Origin of the sequence: Phaeacidiphilus oryzae TH49 (assembly GCF_000744815.1) — a bacterium.
GTDB lineage: Bacteria > Actinomycetota > Actinomycetes > Streptomycetales > Streptomycetaceae > Phaeacidiphilus > Phaeacidiphilus oryzae.
This window is the reverse complement of record NZ_JQMQ01000005.1, coordinates 5128674-5145047: the sequence shown is the minus strand read 5'-3', so window position 1 is coordinate 5145047 and position 16374 is coordinate 5128674. Positions and strand designations below refer to the sequence as shown.

The following is a 16374-nucleotide window of genomic DNA, read 5'->3' as shown; positions in this document are numbered from 1 at the left end:
CACAAAAGGTTTCCGTGCTGAAGTAATGGCTCCTGCAACCGTGCAGCCGAAAGTTCACGATGTCAAACATCTGCCCGTCCCGCCTAGACTCGAGGTCATGGCAGCTGAGACACCCACCGCGAGCACCGCCGGGGACCCCCTCACGGCGGAGGTCGTCGGGCTGATGGCCGAGCTGGTCGCGGCCTTCCACCAGGACTACGAGGCCGCGGCGGCGGACCGCTCGCTCACCGCGGCGCAGGCCAAGGTGCTCTCGCTGCTCGCCCGCGACCCCCAGCCGATGCGGCACCTCGCCGAGCGGCTCAGCTGCGAGCCGTCCAACATCACCGGGATCGTCGACCGGCTGGAGAACCGCGGACTGGTCGAACGGATCCGGGGCGAGCGGGACCGCCGGGTGAAGCTGGTCCGCCTCACCGAGCCGGGCCGCAGCGCCGCCGAGGACCTCCGCTCCACCCTGGGCTTCGCCCGCGCCCCACTGGCCGCCCTCTCCCCCGCCGAGCGCGAGCAGCTCCGCGATCTCCTCCGCCGCACCCTGGAAGCGGCCAGGCCGGAGGACGGCGCCGAGCGGAGCGATGCCGCGCCCACCGCGCCCACCGCGGACGATTGACGAGCCCTCAGATCGAAGCCGGCGCGCGCGGAGCGCAGGTGACCAGCTATGCTGCGGCGGAGCGGCCCCACGCGGGCCGCTTGTGCTGGCGGCTGCGCGCACACGCGTTCGCACGCCGGCCACGGGGCGGTAGCTCAGCCGGTTAGAGCAGGGGACTCATAATCCCTTGGTCGTGGGTTCGAGTCCCACCCGCCCCACCTTCGCTAGACGCGGTGCGACCAGCCCACACGCTAGCCCAACGGCCTGTCGGTCCTCGAACCGACAGGCCGTTTTTCACTCGAATGGGCAGGCTCCGGCCGGAACCGGCGCGGCGAGCCGTCAGGAACGCAGGAAGGCCCGCAGCTTGCTCGCTGCGGGCCTTCGGGATCAAGCTCCCGCAATTGGACTCGAACCAATAACCTGCCGGTTAACAGCCGGCTGCTCTGCCAATTGAGCTATGCGGGATCGCTCCGCCCCAGACCCGGGCATCCACCCGGGCCGGACGCTCCCGCAATTGGACTCGAACCAATAACCTGCCGGTTAACAGCCGGCTGCTCTGCCAATTGAGCTATGCGGGACTGCGGGGGGCGCCTCACGGCGTCCGCTGCGGGTCATACATTAGCGCACGTGGGGGGGTGCTCCGCCAATCCGATCTCCACCGCCCTCGCGGCCCGCCGCGGCGGCGTGGCGGAGGAGCGGCCCGGAGCGGCTCCCCGTAACCTCCGGAACACAGCAGCAGCAAGCAGAAAGGCGGCGGTGGCACCATGCGCAAGCTCTCCTTCCTCTGCGGTCTCGCGTTCGGATACGTGCTCGGCGCACGGGCCGGCCGGGAGCGCTACGAGCAGATCCGCAAGTCGGCCCGGGACCTCTCGCAGAGCCCGGCCGTGCAGAAGGCGACCAGGTCGGCGCGGGACGCGGTGGGCAGCCAGCTCGGCGACCGGCTGCCGCCGGCGGTGACCGACCGGATCCCCGGCCTGCGCCGGCAGCAGGACGGCGCGGCCGACTGGGACTCGGCGCCCGGCCGCTGAGCCAGGCGAGCGCCGTACGAACGCTGTACGAGCGCTGACTGAAATGTCAGTTGACGGCCCGTCAGCTACCCCGGCGGCAGGATTCCGCCGCCGGACCTGACACAATCCGCTCATGCCGATCGTCGCGGGTTTCCACAGTTCCGCCCGCAGTACGACGCTCACCGTCCGGGACACGGACACCGGGGCGCCGCTGCCAGACCGCGCGGACAACCGCGCCCCGCACCCCGGCGCCCCGGCGCCGGAGCGGCACACCAGCGAGATCGACCCGGAGTCCTGGCTGCGCTCGCTCGGCGCGGCGGCGGGCGGCAACCGGTTGCAGAACGTCCAGGCGATCGGCGTCGCCGCGCAGTCGCAGTCGCTGGTCGCGCTGGACGCGGACGGCGCACCGGTCCGGCCGGCCATCCTCCGCGGCGACCGGCGGGCGGCCGGCTCCGCCGCGGACCTCTGCGCGGAGGCCGGCGGGGCGGAGGCCTGGGCGCGGGTGATCGGCGGGCCACCGGCGGCCACCGGCGTGCTCGCCAAGCTCCGCTGGCTGGCCCGCCAGGAGCCGGAACTCGCCCGCCGGGTAAGGCTGGTGCTGCAACCCCACGACTGGCTGGTCTGGCAGCTGCTGGGCCGTCCTGCCCGCCCGACCACCGACCGCGGGGACGCCTCGTGCACGGGTTACTGGTCGCCGCTCGACTCGGCGTACCGGCCGGAGCTGGCCGCCCGCGCCCTGGGCGCGGAGGCTCCCCAGCTGCCCGAGGTGCTGCCGCCCGGCGCGGCCGCCGGCACCAGCCCCGAGGGCCTGCTGATCTCCGCCGGCACGGGCAGCGGGATGGCGGTCGCGCTGGGCCTGGGCCTGGTCCCCGGCGACGCGGTGGTGTCGCTCGGGGCCTCCGGGACGGTGTACGCCCCGCACCGGGAGACGCTGCCGGACCCGGCCGGGCTGATCGCGCCGTACGCCGACGCGACCGGACGCCATCTGCCGACCGTCGTCACCCTGAACGCGGCCCATGTGCTGCGGGCCACCGCCCAGTTGCTGGACACCGACGCCGAGGGGCTGGGCGAGCTGGCGCTGCGCTCGACGCCGGGGGCGCGCGGGCTGGTGCTGCTGCCGTATCTCCGCGGGGAGCGCACGCCCGCGCTGCCGCAGGCGGCGGGCACCCTCGCGGGGCTGCGGGAGGACTCGATGGCGCCCGAGCATCTGGCCCGGGCGGCCGTGGAGGGGATGCTGTGCGGACTCGCGGACGGCCTCGACCTGCTGCGCGAACGCGGGGTGACGGTGCGCCGGGTCTTCCTGCTGGGCTCGGCCGGCCGGCTGGAGGCGGTGCAGCGGATCGCGGCCCAGGTCTTCGGGGTCCCGGTGGTGGTCCCGCCGACCGGCGACTGGGCGTCCCGGGGGCGGCCCGCCAGGCCGCGTGGGCGCTGGCGGGCGGCGCCGACCCGCCGCTGTGGCCGCTGGAGGGCTGCACGACGGTCGACCCGGGCGAGGAGACCGCCCTCGGCGCCGCGGTCCGCGAGCAGTACGCCGCCACCCGCGACCAGCTGTATCCGAAGGCGTAGCGCCCGGCGGCCACGCCTCCGGATGCCGGTCCCTCAGTCGAGGTAGCCGCGGAGCTGGTCAGCGAAGGCGTGGTCGCGGAGCTTGTTGAGGGTCTTGGACTCGATCTGGCGGATCCGCTCGCGCGTCACCCCGAACAGCCGGCCGATCTCCTCCAGCGTCCGCGGACGCCCGTCCACCAGCCCGTACCGCAGCTGGACCACCTTCCGCTCGCGCTCTCCGAGGGTGGACAGCACGGCCTCCAGATGCTCGCGCAGCAGCATGAACGCGGCGGACTCGACCGGCGAGGCGGCGTCCCCGTCCTCGATCAGGTCGCCGAGCGCGACGTCGTCCTCCTCGCCGACCGGGGCGTGCAGCGAGACCGGCTCCTGGGCCAGCCGCAGCACCTCGCCGACCCGCTCCTCGGGGATCTCCAGCACCGCCGCGACCTCCGCCGCCGTCGGCTCGTACCCGTGCTCCTGGAGGAGGCGCCGCTGCACCCGCACCACCCGGTTGATCAGCTCGACGACGTGCACCGGGACGCGGATCGTGCGGGCCTGGTCGGCCAGCGCCCGGCTCATCGCCTGGCGGATCCACCAGGTGGCGTAGGTGGAGAACTTGTAGCCGCGCGCGTAGTCGAACTTCTCCACGGCGCGGATCAGGCCGAGGTTGCCCTCCTGCACCAGGTCCAGCATGGTCAGTCCGCGCCCGACATAGCGCTTGGCCACCGAGACGACCAGCCGGAGGTTGGCCTCGATCAGCCGGCGCTTGGCCATCCGGCCGAGGACCACCAACCGGTCGAGCTCGTCGGTGAGTTGGGCGTCCAGTTCGCCGAGTCCGCCGAGCCGGCGGTTGAGGTGCTCCTCCGCGAAGAGGCCGGCCTCGACCGCGCGGGCCAGCTCCACCTCCTCGGCGGCGGTGAGCAGCGGCACCCGGCCGATCTCGCGCAGATACTGGCGGAAGAGGTCGGCGGACGGGCCGGCCACGTCGTCCAGCGAGGGCCCGGGGTCGTCGTTGTCGGTCTCGGCCTCGCGGATCTCCGGCGCCTCGCGGATCTCCGGCGCCTCCCGCGCCCCCGGGGCCTCGGGGCCCGTCCGGTGGCGGCTTCGGGCGCGGCGCCGGTGGCGGCCTCGGGCGCCGGTTCCGGCTCCGGGGGGAGCGGTTCGTCGGCGGCGTGGCGTTCGGTCACGTCGCCCTCCTCCGGCGGCGTAACCACCGCAACGCGGCCGGTGGCGGTACGGGGGACGGTCGCGAGGTCCACGTCGTTCCCTTCCGGCCGCGGAACGCGTGTGTGATGGGCGCGCGTCGCGACCTCTGGGCGAGGGATTGCGTAAGGGCTGGGACACCGAAACCAGTGTGCGCCAAGCGCGCTCCCCGGCCGAGGGTCGTGCGGCCTCTTTTTCCAACACTCCGTGATCGTCTGATCACGAACGGCTGCCGTCGGCGACCGTCAGAGCGCCTGGGCCCCCTGGACCCGCAGCGCCTGGGCGTACTGCTGGAGGGCCCACAGCTCGTTCTGCACCGGGCCCAGGGCCTCCTGGTCGGCACCCGGGCCGAGCCGCTGGAGGTAGCTGCGGACCTCCTGGATCCTCCGGTCCACCGCCTGCTGGCGGAGCCGGACCAGGAACTGCTGAGCGTAGAGTTCGTCGACCTCGCGCCCGCGGCCCTGGCGCAGCGGCTCCACCGCCAGCTCGGTGATCAGGCCGCGCAGCCGGTCGTCCGGGGCCACGTCCTGGACCGCGGGCAGCCAGGCGTCCGGCGCCGCCGCGCCCGCGGCGACCCCGCCGGCCGCCGCGACGGCCTGCCGGACGGCGACGTACGGGCCGGTGGCGAACTCCTCTGCGGTGAAGGCGTCGAAGATCGGGGCCACCATCGCCGGATGCTGGAGGGCGATCTTCAGCAGCTCGCGCTCCACGAACTGGACCGGGTTCCGCGCGTTCCTCCGCAGCTCCGCGGCCGCCTCCGCGCCGCTGAGAGCGCCGCCGGAGGACGCCTGGTACCCGCCCGGCCCGGGGGCGCCGGGGCCGCCCGGCCCCGCCGGAGCCCCGCCGTTCCGCCCTCCCCCGCCGCCGGAGGACTGCCGCTCCCGCTCCCAGCGGGCGATCCTGCCCACCCGGCGGACCACGAACTGCTCGTCCAGCATGCCGACCAGGCCGGCCAGCTTGACCGCGTACTCGTGCTGCACCGAGCCGTCCCGGATCCGGCCGACGATCGGCGCGGCCTCCTCCAGGGCGGCCGCCCGGCCCTCCGCGGTCTCCAGGTTGTGCCGGGCCACCACCGTCTTGATGGCGAACTCGAAGAGCGGCACCGGGTGGTCGACCAGGTTGCGCACGGCCGCGTCGCCCTGGGCGAGCCGCAGCTCGCAGGGGTCCATGCCGCCGGGCGAGATGGCGATCGAGGTCTTGGCGGCGAACTTCTGGTCGTCCTCGAAGGCCCGCAGCGCGGCCTTCTGCCCGGCGGCGTCACCGTCGAAGGTGAAGACCACCTCGCCCTTGTAGGAGGAGGTGTCCATGATCAGCCGACGGAGGATCTTGATGTGCTCCTCGCCGAAGGCGGTGCCGCAGGTGGCGACGGCGGTGGTGACCCCGGCCAGATGGCAGGCCATCACGTCGGTGTAGCCCTCCACGACGACCGCCCGGCCGCTCTTGGCGATCTCCTTCTTGGCCAGCTCCAGCCCGTACAGCACCTGGGACTTGCGGTAGAGCGGGGTCTCCGGGGTGTTGAGGTACTTCGGCCCGTTGTCGTCCTCCCGCAGCTTGCGGGCGCCGAAGCCGACGACCTCCCCGGTGATGTCCTTGATCGGCCAGACCAGGCGGCCGCGGAAGCGGTCCATCGGCCCCCGCCGACCCTCCGAGCAGACGCCGCTGACCAGCAGCTCCTTGTCGGTGTACCCCTTCCCGCGGAGGAAGCGGGTGAGGTTCTCGAAGCCGCCGGGCGCGTATCCGATGCCGAAGTGCTGGGCGGCCTCCGCCTCGAAGCCGCGCTCCTTGAGGAAGCGCCGGCCGATCTCCGCCTCGGGCGTGCCGAGCTGCTCGGTGAACCAGGCCGCGGTCAGCTTGTTGATCTCCAGCAGGCGGGTGCGCTCGCCCTTCTGCCGGCCGGGCTGGTACCCGCCGCCCTCGTAGCGCAGGGTGTAGCCGATCTGGGCGGCCAGCCGCTCGACCGCCTCGACGAAGGTGAGGTGCTCGATCGACATCACGAACTTGATCGTGTCGCCGCCCTCGCCGCAGCCGAAGCAGCTGTAGACGCCCTTCGAGGGGTTGACGTAGAAGGACGCCGACTTCTCGTCGTGGAACGGGCAGAGCCCCTTCAGCTGGGCCCCGCCCCCCGAGGTGAGCTGGACGTACTCGCCCACCACGGCGTCGATCCGCACGGCGGACCGCACCGCCTGCACGTCCTCGTCCCGGATCCGCCCGCCACCGCCTGCCACAGGAGAAGTCTACGGGCGCCCGCCGACAACCCGGCAGGCCCGCCGCGGACTCCCCGGCGGCCCCGCCCCGGCGCGGCCGTCACTTCGGCAGCAGGGTCTCCAGCGGCCGCCCCGGATCCGCCAGCGCGTCCACGTCCACCGGGCGCGCCGACCGCACCAGCCGCTGGATCGGCTCGGTGACGTCCCACACGTTCACGTTCATCCCGGCCAGCACCCGGCCGTCGCCGGCCAGCCAGAAGGCGATGAACTCGCGCTTGCCGAGGTCGCCGCGGACCACCACCCGGTCGTAGGCGCCGGGCGCGGCGAAGCCCGAGTACTCCATCCCCAGGTCGTACTGGTCGGTGAAGAAGTACGGGATCCGGTCGTAGACGACCTCCTGGCCGAGCATGGAGCGCGCCGCCGCCGGGCCGCCGTTGAGCGCGTTGGCCCAGTGCTCGACCCGCAGCCGGCGGCCGAAGACCGGGTGCTCGGCGTTGGCCACGTCGCCCGCGGCGAAGATCGCCGGGTCGGAGGTGCGGAGCGCCGAGTCGACGGCGATCCCGCCGCCCTCCGCCCGGTCGGCCGCCGCCAGGCCCGCGGCCTCGGCGAGGCCGGTCTCCGGCACCGCGCCGACCGCGACCACCACCGCGTGGGCGGGCAGCTCGTCGCCGTCCTCGGTGTGCGCGGCGAGCACCATGCCGTCCTGGCCCTCGAAGGAGGCGATCCCGCGGCCGGTGTGGAGGTCCACCCCGTGGTCCCGGTGCAACTGGGCGAAGAACTCGCCGAGTTCCGGGCCCAGCGCCTGGTGGAGCGGGGTGGGCTGCTGCTCGACGACGGTCACCTCGGCGCCGTAGCCGCGGGCGGCCGCGGCCACCTCCAGGCCGATCCATCCGCCGCCGATCACCAGCAGCCGGCCGTTCTCCCGGCCCAGCGCCTGCAGCGAACCGCGCAGCCGCTCCGCGTCCGAGAGCTTCCGCAGGTAGTGGATGCCGCCGAGGTCCGCACCCGGCACCGGGAGGCGGCGCGGGGTGGCGCCGGTGGCGATCAGCAGCCGGTCGTAGCCGAGCACCGTGTCGTCGGCGAGGGCGAGTTCGCGGGTCCGCGGGTCCAGCCGGACGGCGGGCTGGCCGAGGTGGAGCTCGACCTCCCGCGAGGCGTACCAGGAGGACTCGTGGACGAAGAGCGAGGAGCGCTCCTCGCTGCCGGTCAGATAGCCCTTGGAGAGCCCGGGCCGCTCATACGGGTGCTCGCGCTCGTCGCCGACCAGGATCACTCTCCCGGAGAAGCCCTCGGACCGCAGCGCCTCGGCGGCCTTGGCGCCGGCCAGACCGGCTCCGACGATCACGTAAGTCTGGTGTGCGTCCACTGAGTTGACCACCCGCGGTCTCCCGTCCGCTCGTGTCGACGTCGACTCTCTGTGCGATGCCCCGTCGTGCCTGTTCCGGCTAGGCCGAAGGGTCCCGCAACCCCGTTCAATTGACCAGACGGCGGTGGAGCGCGCGCGCCGACGCGTCGGTGAGCACGGCGATCTGGTCGATGACCGTGCGCAGCCGCTCGCCGTCGTCCCCGGCCGCGTCGAAGTGCGCGCGGAAGACCGGGTCCAGCCCCTCGGGGGCGGTGCGGATCAGCACCTCGGCGAGCTCCGCGATCACCACCCGCTGCCCGGATCTGAGCTCCTCCTGGTCCGGCCGCTGCATCACGAACCGGTCCGCGACCGCCTTGAGCACCGCGCACTCCGCCCGCACCTCCGGTGGGACCACCAGGTCGGCGGCGTAGCGGGTGAGCGGGCCGGTGCCGAAGGCCGCCCGGGTGGCGCCCTCGGCGGCCAGGCAGAAGCGGCCGATCAGCTGGCTGGTGGCGTCCTTCAACCGGGCCCGGTCCTGGGCGCTGCCCTCGTAGCGGGCGGGCCACCATTCCTGGCCGAGCAGCCGGTCCAGCGCCTCGGCGAGCTCGCCGGGCTCCGCGCCCGGGGCGTAGCGGCCGGCGGCGACGGCGAAGACCTCCTCCCGCTCGGGGAGGGAGGCGAGGGCCCGCGGGTCGATGAAGCCGGCCTGCAGTCCGTCCTCCACGTCGTGCACCGAGTAGGCGACGTCGTCGGACCAGTCCATCACCTGCGCCTCGAAGCAGCGCCGCAGCGGGGGCGCGCCCCGCCGCAGCCAGCGGAAGACCGCCAGGTCCTCGGCGTACACCCCGAACTTGCCCGGCTCCCGGGTGCTCTCCGGGGCGCCGCCGAGCGGCCACGGGTACTTGGTCGCCGCGTCCAGCGCCGCGCGGGTGAGGTTCAGCCCCACGCTCCGGCCGGGGCGCGGACCGCCGCGGTCGGTGAGCTCGCCGGCCGGCGCGAACCGCTTGGGCTCCAGCCGGGTCAGCACCCGCAGGCTCTGCGCGTTCCCCTCGAACCCCCCGCAGGCCGCGGCGGCCACCGCGAGCGCCTGCTCCCCGTTGTGCCCGAAGGGCGGGTGGCCGATGTCGTGGGCCAGGCAGGCGGTCTCCACCAGGTCCGGGTCGCAGCCGAGCGCGGCCCCCAACTCCCGCCCCACCTGGGCGCATTCGAGCGAATGCGTCAGCCGGGTCCGCGGGAAATCGCGCTCCATCGGGGCGACCACCTGGGTGGTGCCGGCGAGCCGGCGCAGCGCGGCGGAGTGCAGCAGCCGCGCGCGGTCGCGCTGGAACGCGGTGCGTCCGGGCCGCTTATCCGGCTCCGGAACCCAACGCGCCTCCGCGTTGGCGTCATAGTGCGCGCTGCGCGCCGCGCCCCAAGCCCCGACATCCACCACCTACCCAAGCTACCCCGCCCCACCGACAACAGCCCCGAAGACGCCCCGAGCGCGGCGCCGAAGGCGCAGGGGCGAAGGGAGGTCAGGCGCGCGCCCGCCGCGGGGCGATCAGCTGGGCGGCTATCCGCGCGAGCAGCTCGCCCTGTGTGGCCAGCTCGGGCACGCCCGGCTCACCCGCCGCCTCCGGCTCCCGCCGCTGCCGCGGCTGCCGCAGCTCGGGAAGGGGCTCCGTCTCCGTCTCGGTCTCCATGCGAAAGAGCCTCGCGCCCCGCTGTTTCCGCACGGTTGCTCCTCGGTGACGCCCAGTCAAGAAACGGCGACCGCCCGCCGGTAGAGCGCCTCGATGTCCGGCCCGAGATGCGCCGCGTAGGACACGTCCGCCGAGTCCCCGCCCTCCTGGTAGCCGCCGATCACCCCGACCAGCGTCCCCGTCCCGGTGTCCGGCGAGATCCCGCGCAGCAGCGGCCCCCCGCTGCTGCCGTTCTCGAAGCCGCCGCAGTCGAACTCGGACTGGTTGGGGTTATACGGCCGGGTCGCGTTGAGGCAGGCGATCGGCCGGTCCGCGGAGACCGGGTACCCGATGGCCCCGACCACCCCCGGTTCCGCGTCCGCCGAGCCGAACCCGATCGGGTCCGCGCCCACCAGCGCCTGCAGGCTGCGACCGGACTGCCCGGGTGCCCCCGGCCGAACCTGCCGCAGCACCACGAAGGCGATGTCGTAGTCAGGGTTCCCGCCGCCGCTCCACCGTGGGTCCACCAGCACCTCCACGGGCGCCCACAGCCCGTACGGCGACTGCCCGTCGTGGTAGCCGGGCACGAAGTCGAAGGCGCCCTTGGACCCGGCCTGCTGCCCGCCGCCGGGGTCTATCACGCAGTGCGCCGCGGTGGCGATCACGTCCCCTTTCGGGCTGTCCACCACGCTGCCGGTGCAGAAGTGCCGGCTCGGCTGCCCGTTGGAGTCGAGGCTGAAGAGCGCCCCCACCTGCGGCATCAGCCCGGTGAACGGAACGGCGCTCGGCGAGTCCGCCGGGCTGGGCGCGACCAGCGCCTCCGGCACCCGCGCGCCCTGCGGCAGCCCGCGCAACCGGTCGTCCGCCCCCGGCGAGGGCACCGACCCGGTGGGGGTGGGCGCCGGATGCCCGGCCGCCGGGGTGCTCGACGCGCTGCCGCCCATCCGCTCGAAGACGACCACCAGCAGAACGGCGACCACGGCCACCCCGAGCAGCCTTCGCAGACCGCGCAGCTGTCGCCCTGTCAGCCGAGACACCCGTTCGTTCCCCTCTCCGGCCGGCCGTGGGCTTCGGCGGCCCCGACCTCGGATGGTATTCGGCCCGGCGCCCCGCGGGTACCACCTACCGCATCGGCCGCGTCGGATCGCCCCGGTTGCGTCACGATGCTGCCAGAGCCGAGTAAGCCGGTAAGGGGAGGGTGTGTGACCTGCGCGTCTGGGAACCGTGCGGCCCACGGTCGCCGACTATCGTCGGCGAGAACGAACCGAGCATTACGTGACAGACCGAGCAGGAGCCCGAATTGAGCCTGACCGGAACCCCGTTCCTCATCCTGCTCGCGGTCCTCACCGTTCTGGCGGTGGCCGCAACCCTGCTGCTGTGGGGGCGGATGCGGGGTCCGCGCGCGCTGCGCTGGACGGCCCGGCTGGTGCTGATCCTGATCTGCCAGGCCACGGCGATCTGCGTGGTGGCGGTGTGGATCAACAACAGCTACGGCCTCTACTCGTCCTGGAACGACCTCCTCGGCAACGACAACGGCTCGGCCACCGCCGCGATGCCCGGTCCGCCCGCCTCCCGGGCCAAGTTCACCCGGGCGCAGAACGGGGTGCTGGACACCTACTTCCGCGGCTCCCACTCCAAGCTCTCCGGCCAGGTCCTGGTCTGGACTCCGCCGCAGTACTCCGAGCCGCAGTACCGCAAGGACGACTTCCCCGTGGTGATGCTGCTGCACGGCGTGCCCGGCTCCCCGCAGTCCTGGCTGGAGGGTGGGGACATCCCGGGCGCCGTCGAGCAGATGCTCGGTCAGCACGAGATCAAGCCGTTCATCCTGGTGATGCCGGTGATCGACCCCGGCTCGATCGACACCACCTGCAGCGACACTCCTGAACGCCGGGTCGGCAGCTGGCTGTCGCAGGACGTGCCGGAGCTGGTCGGCAGCCAGTTCCGGGTGCAGCGCCAGGCCCACGCCTGGGGCCTCCTCGGCCTCTCCACCGGCGGCTTCTGCGCGGCGAAGCTGCCGCTGCAGTACCCGAAGGTGTTCGCCACCGGGGCCGCGATGAGCCCGGACCCCTTCACCGGCGACAGGTCCGCCCTGCCGGACGCCCGTACCCGGGAACTCAACAGCCCGCTGTACCTGGCGAAGCACGGCCGTCCGGACGTCTCGCTCTTCCTCGCCACCTCGCGCCAGGACAAGTACAGCAAGCCGGCCAACATCGAGGCGCTGAAGCGGGCGGTCCGGGCCCCGGCCACGGTCGCGACGCTGATCCTCGCCCAGGGCGGCCACAACTGGAACACCTGGCTGCGGATGTACCCGGTGGTCTTCCCCTGGCTCAGCGAGCACCTGCCGAACCCGGCGCCGCCGGCCGTGAAGAAGACGGCCGGCCGGTTGTGAATCAGACGTGAGGACCTGACGCCGACCTGACGCCGACCTGACGCGGCGTCAGGCGACCGGGACGGTGCTCTCCCGCTCCAGCTCGGCCCGGCGCACCGCCGGCTCCACCGACTCGACCTTCACCAGTCCGTTCTGCACCGGCGTCAGCCGCCGTCCGAGCCGCAGCGCGAGGACGCTGACCCCGATCGTGCAGAGGAACAGGATGCCGAGGTACTCCGGGTACGCCCGCATGCCGACCATCAGACCGGCGAAGGCCGGTCCGGCCACCATGGCGACCTGCCGCACCCCGGCGAAGGCCGCGTTGTAGCGCCCGAGCTGGCTCGCCGGCGCCAGGTCCGCGACCAGCGGGCCGAGCACCGGGGAGAGGAGCATCTCGCCGGCCCCGAACAGCATGTACGTCCCCAGGATCGCGGCGGTGGCGAGCGCGGTGCCCGGGCCGACCAGCCCGGAGACCCCGGCCAGCGCCCAGGCGGCCAGCCAGATCAATCCGACCACGGCGATCACCGAGGAGCGGCGCCGCCGCCCGGTGATCCGCAGCACCAGCAGCTGGCCGACCACGATCACCGCGGTGTTGGCGGCGAGGGCGAAGCCGAGGGTGCTCGGCGAGATCTTGGTGACGCTGGTGGCGAAGGCCGCCAGGCCGGATTCGAACTGCCCGTAGCAGCTGAAGAAGATCACCATGGCCAGCACACACACCCCGACCATGGCGCGGTCCCGCAGCATCGCCCGGTAGCCCCCGCCGCCCGCGGCCGCGGTGGCGGCGGCAGCGGTGGCCGCGGCCTCCGCCGACTCCGGCACCTCGACCTGGAGCGAGCCCACCTGCGGCAGCCGGACCGTCCCGGCCACCCCGGCGAGCACCAGGATCATCGCGGCCTCGATGCAGAACAGCACCTCGAAGCTGGCGGGCCGGGACGGGTCGACGATCAGCCCGCCGAGCAGCCCGCCGATGCCGAGCCCCAGGTTGTTCAGGAAGAACTGGAACGCGAAGGCCTTCGCCCGGCCGCCGGGCTCGGTGCACCGCGCCACCATGGTGGCAAGCACCGGCTGCTCGCCGGCGATCCCGGCGCCGAACAGCGCGGCGAAGATCATGATGGCCGCGGGCCCGTGCGAGAACCCGAAGCCGATCGACCCCGCGGCGGCCAGCAGACAGGACGCGACCAGCACCGGCTGCGGCCCGCGCCGGTCCACCACCTTGCCGATGACCGGCAGGACGAGGAGCGCGGCCACCGCCCAGATGCTGAACAGGGCGCCGCCCACGCCGGCGCTGAGATGCCGGACCTCGGTCGCGTAGACGTAGATGAAGGGCACGGTGAAACCGGCGCCGAACGCTGCCAGAGCGTTCCCCACCTGCACCCTTCGCAGGGCACGCGGCGCCTCCACCGTCGACTTCGTGATCACCGTGGTCACTCTCCACACCTCCGCTCATACACGTCCGAAGACTTCGAAGCTAAAGAATACAGGCCCGAAGGCTTCGACGCTAACGAATTGAATGCGATACTGGCGGCATGACCGAGCCGAAGGTGCCTGCGGCCGTACGCGACCTGGACCGCCACGTCGCGCGCTACCGCCGCGAGTTCCCCAACATCGACCCGCAGGTCGAGCGGATCGTCGCGGCGATCTTCCGGCTGAACCGCCGGATGGACCTCGCCTACGCCCGCCAGCTGCGCACGCTGGACATCACCAACGCCGAGTGGGAGGTCCTCAAGGAGCTCGTCCTCGCCGGCCGCCCGTACCGGCTGACGCCGGGGGAGCTGGCCAAGCGGCTCGGCCTGACGCCGGCGGCGATGACCCACCGGATCGACCGGATGCTCGACGACGGCCTGGTCACCAGGACCCGGGACGAGTCCAACCGGGTCCGCGTGATCATCGAGCTGACCCCCAAGGGCCGCGACAAGTGGCTTGAGGCGATGCGCCTGGCCTCGGGCTTCGAGGAGGAGCTCCTCAGCGACCTGGAGGCCGCCGACCGGGAGGCCATGGCCGCGATGCTGACCCGGATGCTGGTCCGCGTCGAGGCGACCCAGCCGGACGCCACCGGCCGCACCGACGACCTCGACCAGCCGTAGGCCCCGGAGGCAGCGCCGCCCGCGCGGCTAGCGGGCCGTCAGCTCGTGCGGGCGCGCAGCACGGAGAGGACCGCCTGGCCCATCCCCGCCTCGCCGACGGAGTTGGGATGCAGCGGCGACGCGTCCCGCGAGGGCAGCAGCGGCTCGACCCAGCGGGCGTCCGCCACCTCGCAGGCGTCGTGGCCGATCGACGGCCCGTAGGTGTCCACGTACTCGTCCCCCGCCGTCAGCGCCTGCCTCCGCAGCTCCGCGTTGAGCTCCTCCTCGAGGCCCCGGAGGTAGGGCAGGTCCCCGCCGGTCATCAGCAGCGACCCGCAGCTGCCGTTGTGCTCGGGGAAGATCGCCGGATAGCCGACGACCAGCACCCGCGCCCGCGGCGCCCGCTCCTTCACGGCCCGCAGCAGATCCGCCATGGTGGCCCCGGCCTGCTGGATCCGCCCGTCCAGCCCGCCGGTCCCGTAGTGGTCGCGGCAGGGCGCGGTCTCCGCGCCGGCGTCGCCCAGGGCGGTCGCCGCGATGCCCAGCCGCGCGCAGGTCTCCAGCACGTCGAAGTACCCGACGTCGTTGCCCCCGGCCCCGACCGTCACCAGCCTGGTGTTCCCGGAGAGCGCGGCCAGTTGCGCGGGCGCGGTCCCGCCGGAGACCTTCTGCCGCTGCCCGTACGCGATCTCCTCGGCGGTCGCGCCCGAACAGCTGACGTCCCGGAAGTCCGCGCCGGACAGGCCGAGCTGCCTGGCCACCACGGACGGGTAGTTGCTGCTGGACCGGCGGCAGCCCTTGGGACTGCCCTCCTGGTGGGGGATCATCGGCCCCGCGGTGTACGAGTCGCCGAGGGCGACGTACGGGGCGAACGCCGCCTGCCGCTGCGGGCTCGGCGAGTCACCGCCCACCGCGCCGAGCGTCTTGGCCCCCTGCGACTCCAGTCCGCAGCCGGACAGGACGCCGAGCGCCAGCAGCCCACTCGCGACCGCGGCACCCCTCGTCCGCCACTTCATAGTCCTCCCCCGGATCACCCGCGAAACCCTCACCCATCCGATGCTGCGTCCTCCGTACCCGGATTCCGAAGTTCGGTGCGGTCCGGGTGACAGGACTCACACCTGTCGCGTAACCCCCGTGCTCCATGTGCCGCCAGGGAGACGCCAGTCGAACGGGAGACGAACGCCTGGTCTACGGCAGTTCGACAGGCAGTGGGCGCGGATCGGTACGGACCGTCAGGAGAGCGGTCCGTCTCCCGGGTCCTCGCGCTCCGCCAGGAAGCGCTCGAAGGCGTCGCCCAGCTCCTCGGCGGACGGCAGGTCCGCGGTCTCGGCGAGGAGGCTGCCCCGCTCCACCGCGCCCGCGAAGGCGTCGTACTGCTGCTCCAGGCCGGTCACCACCGAGCGCAGCTCGCCGCCGCCCTCCTCGACCTGGCGGTCGACCTCCTCCCGGGTCCGCTCGGCCGCGGCCCGCAGCTCGGCGCCCGGCAGCACAAGACCGGTGGCCGCCTGCACGGCCTCCAGCACGGCCACCGCCGCCGGCGGGTACGCGTCCCGCGCCAGGTAGTGGGGCACATGCGCGGCGAAGCCCAGCGCGCCCAACCCCGCCTCGACGAGCCGGAGTTCGACCAGCGCGGCGGCGCTGCCCGGCACCTGCGCGGACTGGAACCAGCGCGGGTGGTCGCCCATCAGCCCCGGCCGGTTGCCGTGCGGGGTGAGCCCGACCGGGCGAGTGTGCGGAACCCCCATCGGAATCCCGTGGAAGTTCACCGCCAGCCGCACCCCGAGCCGCTGCGCCAGATCCCGCACGGCGGAGGCGAAGAGCTCCCACTCGACGTCCGGCTCGGGGCCGGAGAGCAGCAGCAGCGGCACCCCCACCGCGTCGTGCACCAGATAGAGGTCGAGCACCGGCGGCTGGTATGAGATCCACTCGTCGCGGGCGAAGACCATCGGCGGCCGGCGGGCCCGGTAGTCGACCAGGCGGTCGGTGTCGAAGGAGGCGATCAGCCGCCGGTCGGCGTCGCCGAGGAGGTACTCGGAGATCTGCTCGCCGACCTCACCGGCGTCCATGAAGCCCTCGAAGAAGTAGAGCAGCGCCGGCCCGCCCCCGTCGGAGTCCCCGCCGAACGCCTCGGCGAGTGCCTCGGTCGCCCCAGGTTCGAGCGTGTACAGATCCCTCGGATCGCGTTCGCGCACCGCGCACCCCATCTGATTCGTTGCCTTCAGCACGGATAAGCATCCCCGGAGCGTCCGACATTCCCGTCCGGGGGCCCCGATGGGCGGAGCGCACGAGACGTACGCGAGAAGCACAGGGCCGGGGCGCGGCACCGGACGCCGTTGTCCAGTGCCACGCCCCGGCATACGCGGCGGCTACCCTGCGCCGAGCTCCGCCGCGCGGT

Annotated in this window: 12 protein-coding genes, 3 tRNA genes and 2 pseudogenes; 6 read left to right on the top strand and 11 right to left on the bottom strand. The window is 73.5% G+C overall.

All coding sequences use genetic code 11. The annotated features are described in order from the left end of the window. Positions 1–97: 97 nt before the first annotated feature. A complete protein-coding gene (locus BS73_RS26450) occupies positions 98–604 on the top strand; it encodes a MarR family winged helix-turn-helix transcriptional regulator (protein ID WP_037576604.1) in 507 nt (168 codons plus the stop codon). Positions 605–727: 123 nt separating this feature from the next. Further along, positions 728–801 (top strand) — tRNA-Ile (locus BS73_RS26445). 174 nt (positions 802–975) lie between these two features. Here the strand turns inward: BS73_RS26445 and BS73_RS26440 are convergent. Both BS73_RS26440 and BS73_RS26435 read right to left on the bottom strand, forming a co-directional pair. Beyond that, positions 976–1048, bottom strand: a tRNA-Asn gene (locus tag BS73_RS26440). Between the two features lie 40 nt (positions 1049–1088). Continuing rightward, positions 1089–1161, bottom strand: a tRNA-Asn gene (locus BS73_RS26435). A 186-nt stretch (positions 1162–1347) separates the two neighbouring features. On the opposite strand from BS73_RS26435, the gene BS73_RS26430 reads away from it, so the two are divergent. Next, positions 1348–1611 carry a hypothetical protein gene (locus BS73_RS26430; RefSeq protein WP_037576602.1) on the top strand — a complete coding sequence of 88 codons (264 nt, stop codon included), beginning with the start codon at positions 1348–1350 and terminating at the stop codon, positions 1609–1611. A gap of 112 nt (positions 1612–1723) precedes the next feature. Continuing rightward, positions 1724–3156 (top strand): annotated as a pseudogene (locus BS73_RS26425) (FGGY-family carbohydrate kinase). Between the two features lie 33 nt (positions 3157–3189). Here the strand turns inward: BS73_RS26425 and BS73_RS26420 are convergent. The 6 genes and pseudogenes from BS73_RS26420 to BS73_RS26395 all read right to left on the bottom strand — a co-directional run. Beyond that, positions 3190–4116 (bottom strand): annotated as a pseudogene (locus BS73_RS26420) (RNA polymerase sigma factor); the annotation flags it as partial. Between the two features lie 467 nt (positions 4117–4583). Then, positions 4584–6563, bottom strand: coding sequence for a DNA primase (dnaG, locus tag BS73_RS26415; RefSeq protein WP_084704376.1), 1980 nt, complete (start codon positions 6561–6563; stop codon positions 4584–4586). Between the two features lie 79 nt (positions 6564–6642). Next, positions 6643–7887 (bottom strand): NAD(P)/FAD-dependent oxidoreductase, encoded by a 1245-nt coding sequence (locus BS73_RS26410; RefSeq protein ID WP_235215534.1) that lies wholly within the window; start codon positions 7885–7887, stop codon positions 6643–6645. A gap of 127 nt (positions 7888–8014) precedes the next feature. Next, positions 8015–9316, bottom strand: coding sequence for a deoxyguanosinetriphosphate triphosphohydrolase (locus tag BS73_RS26405; protein WP_037581214.1), 1302 nt, complete (start codon positions 9314–9316; stop codon positions 8015–8017). Between the two features lie 85 nt (positions 9317–9401). After that, a complete protein-coding gene (locus BS73_RS38370) occupies positions 9402–9569 on the bottom strand; it encodes a hypothetical protein (protein WP_161789707.1) in 168 nt (55 codons plus the stop codon). A 56-nt stretch (positions 9570–9625) separates the two neighbouring features. Continuing rightward, positions 9626–10585, bottom strand: coding sequence for a trypsin-like serine peptidase (locus tag BS73_RS26395; protein WP_152617726.1), 960 nt, complete (start codon positions 10583–10585; stop codon positions 9626–9628). A 263-nt stretch (positions 10586–10848) separates the two neighbouring features. On the opposite strand from BS73_RS26395, the gene BS73_RS26390 reads away from it, so the two are divergent. Beyond that, complete coding sequence (locus BS73_RS26390; RefSeq protein ID WP_037576590.1) at positions 10849–11937, top strand: alpha/beta hydrolase; 1089 nt, start codon at positions 10849–10851, stop codon at positions 11935–11937. A 48-nt stretch (positions 11938–11985) separates the two neighbouring features. Here the strand turns inward: BS73_RS26390 and BS73_RS26385 are convergent, their stop codons facing one another. Further along, complete coding sequence (locus tag BS73_RS26385) at positions 11986–13344, bottom strand: MFS transporter (protein WP_063837070.1); 1359 nt, start codon at positions 13342–13344, stop codon at positions 11986–11988. A 98-nt stretch (positions 13345–13442) separates the two neighbouring features. Here BS73_RS26385 and BS73_RS26380 point away from each other — a divergent pair, with 98 nt between their 5' ends. After that, a complete protein-coding gene (locus BS73_RS26380; RefSeq protein ID WP_051940689.1) occupies positions 13443–14000 on the top strand; it encodes a MarR family winged helix-turn-helix transcriptional regulator in 558 nt (185 codons plus the stop codon). Between the two features lie 38 nt (positions 14001–14038). Here the strand turns inward: BS73_RS26380 and BS73_RS26375 are convergent, their stop codons facing one another. Further along, positions 14039–14995, bottom strand: a complete 957-nt coding sequence (locus tag BS73_RS26375) for an SGNH/GDSL hydrolase family protein (RefSeq protein WP_051940687.1) — start codon at positions 14993–14995, stop codon at positions 14039–14041. Positions 14996–15211: 216 nt separating this feature from the next. Continuing rightward, a complete protein-coding gene (locus BS73_RS26370) occupies positions 15212–16183 on the bottom strand; it encodes a PAC2 family protein (RefSeq protein ID WP_037576587.1) in 972 nt (323 codons plus the stop codon). Between the last annotated feature and the right edge of the window lie 191 nt (positions 16184–16374).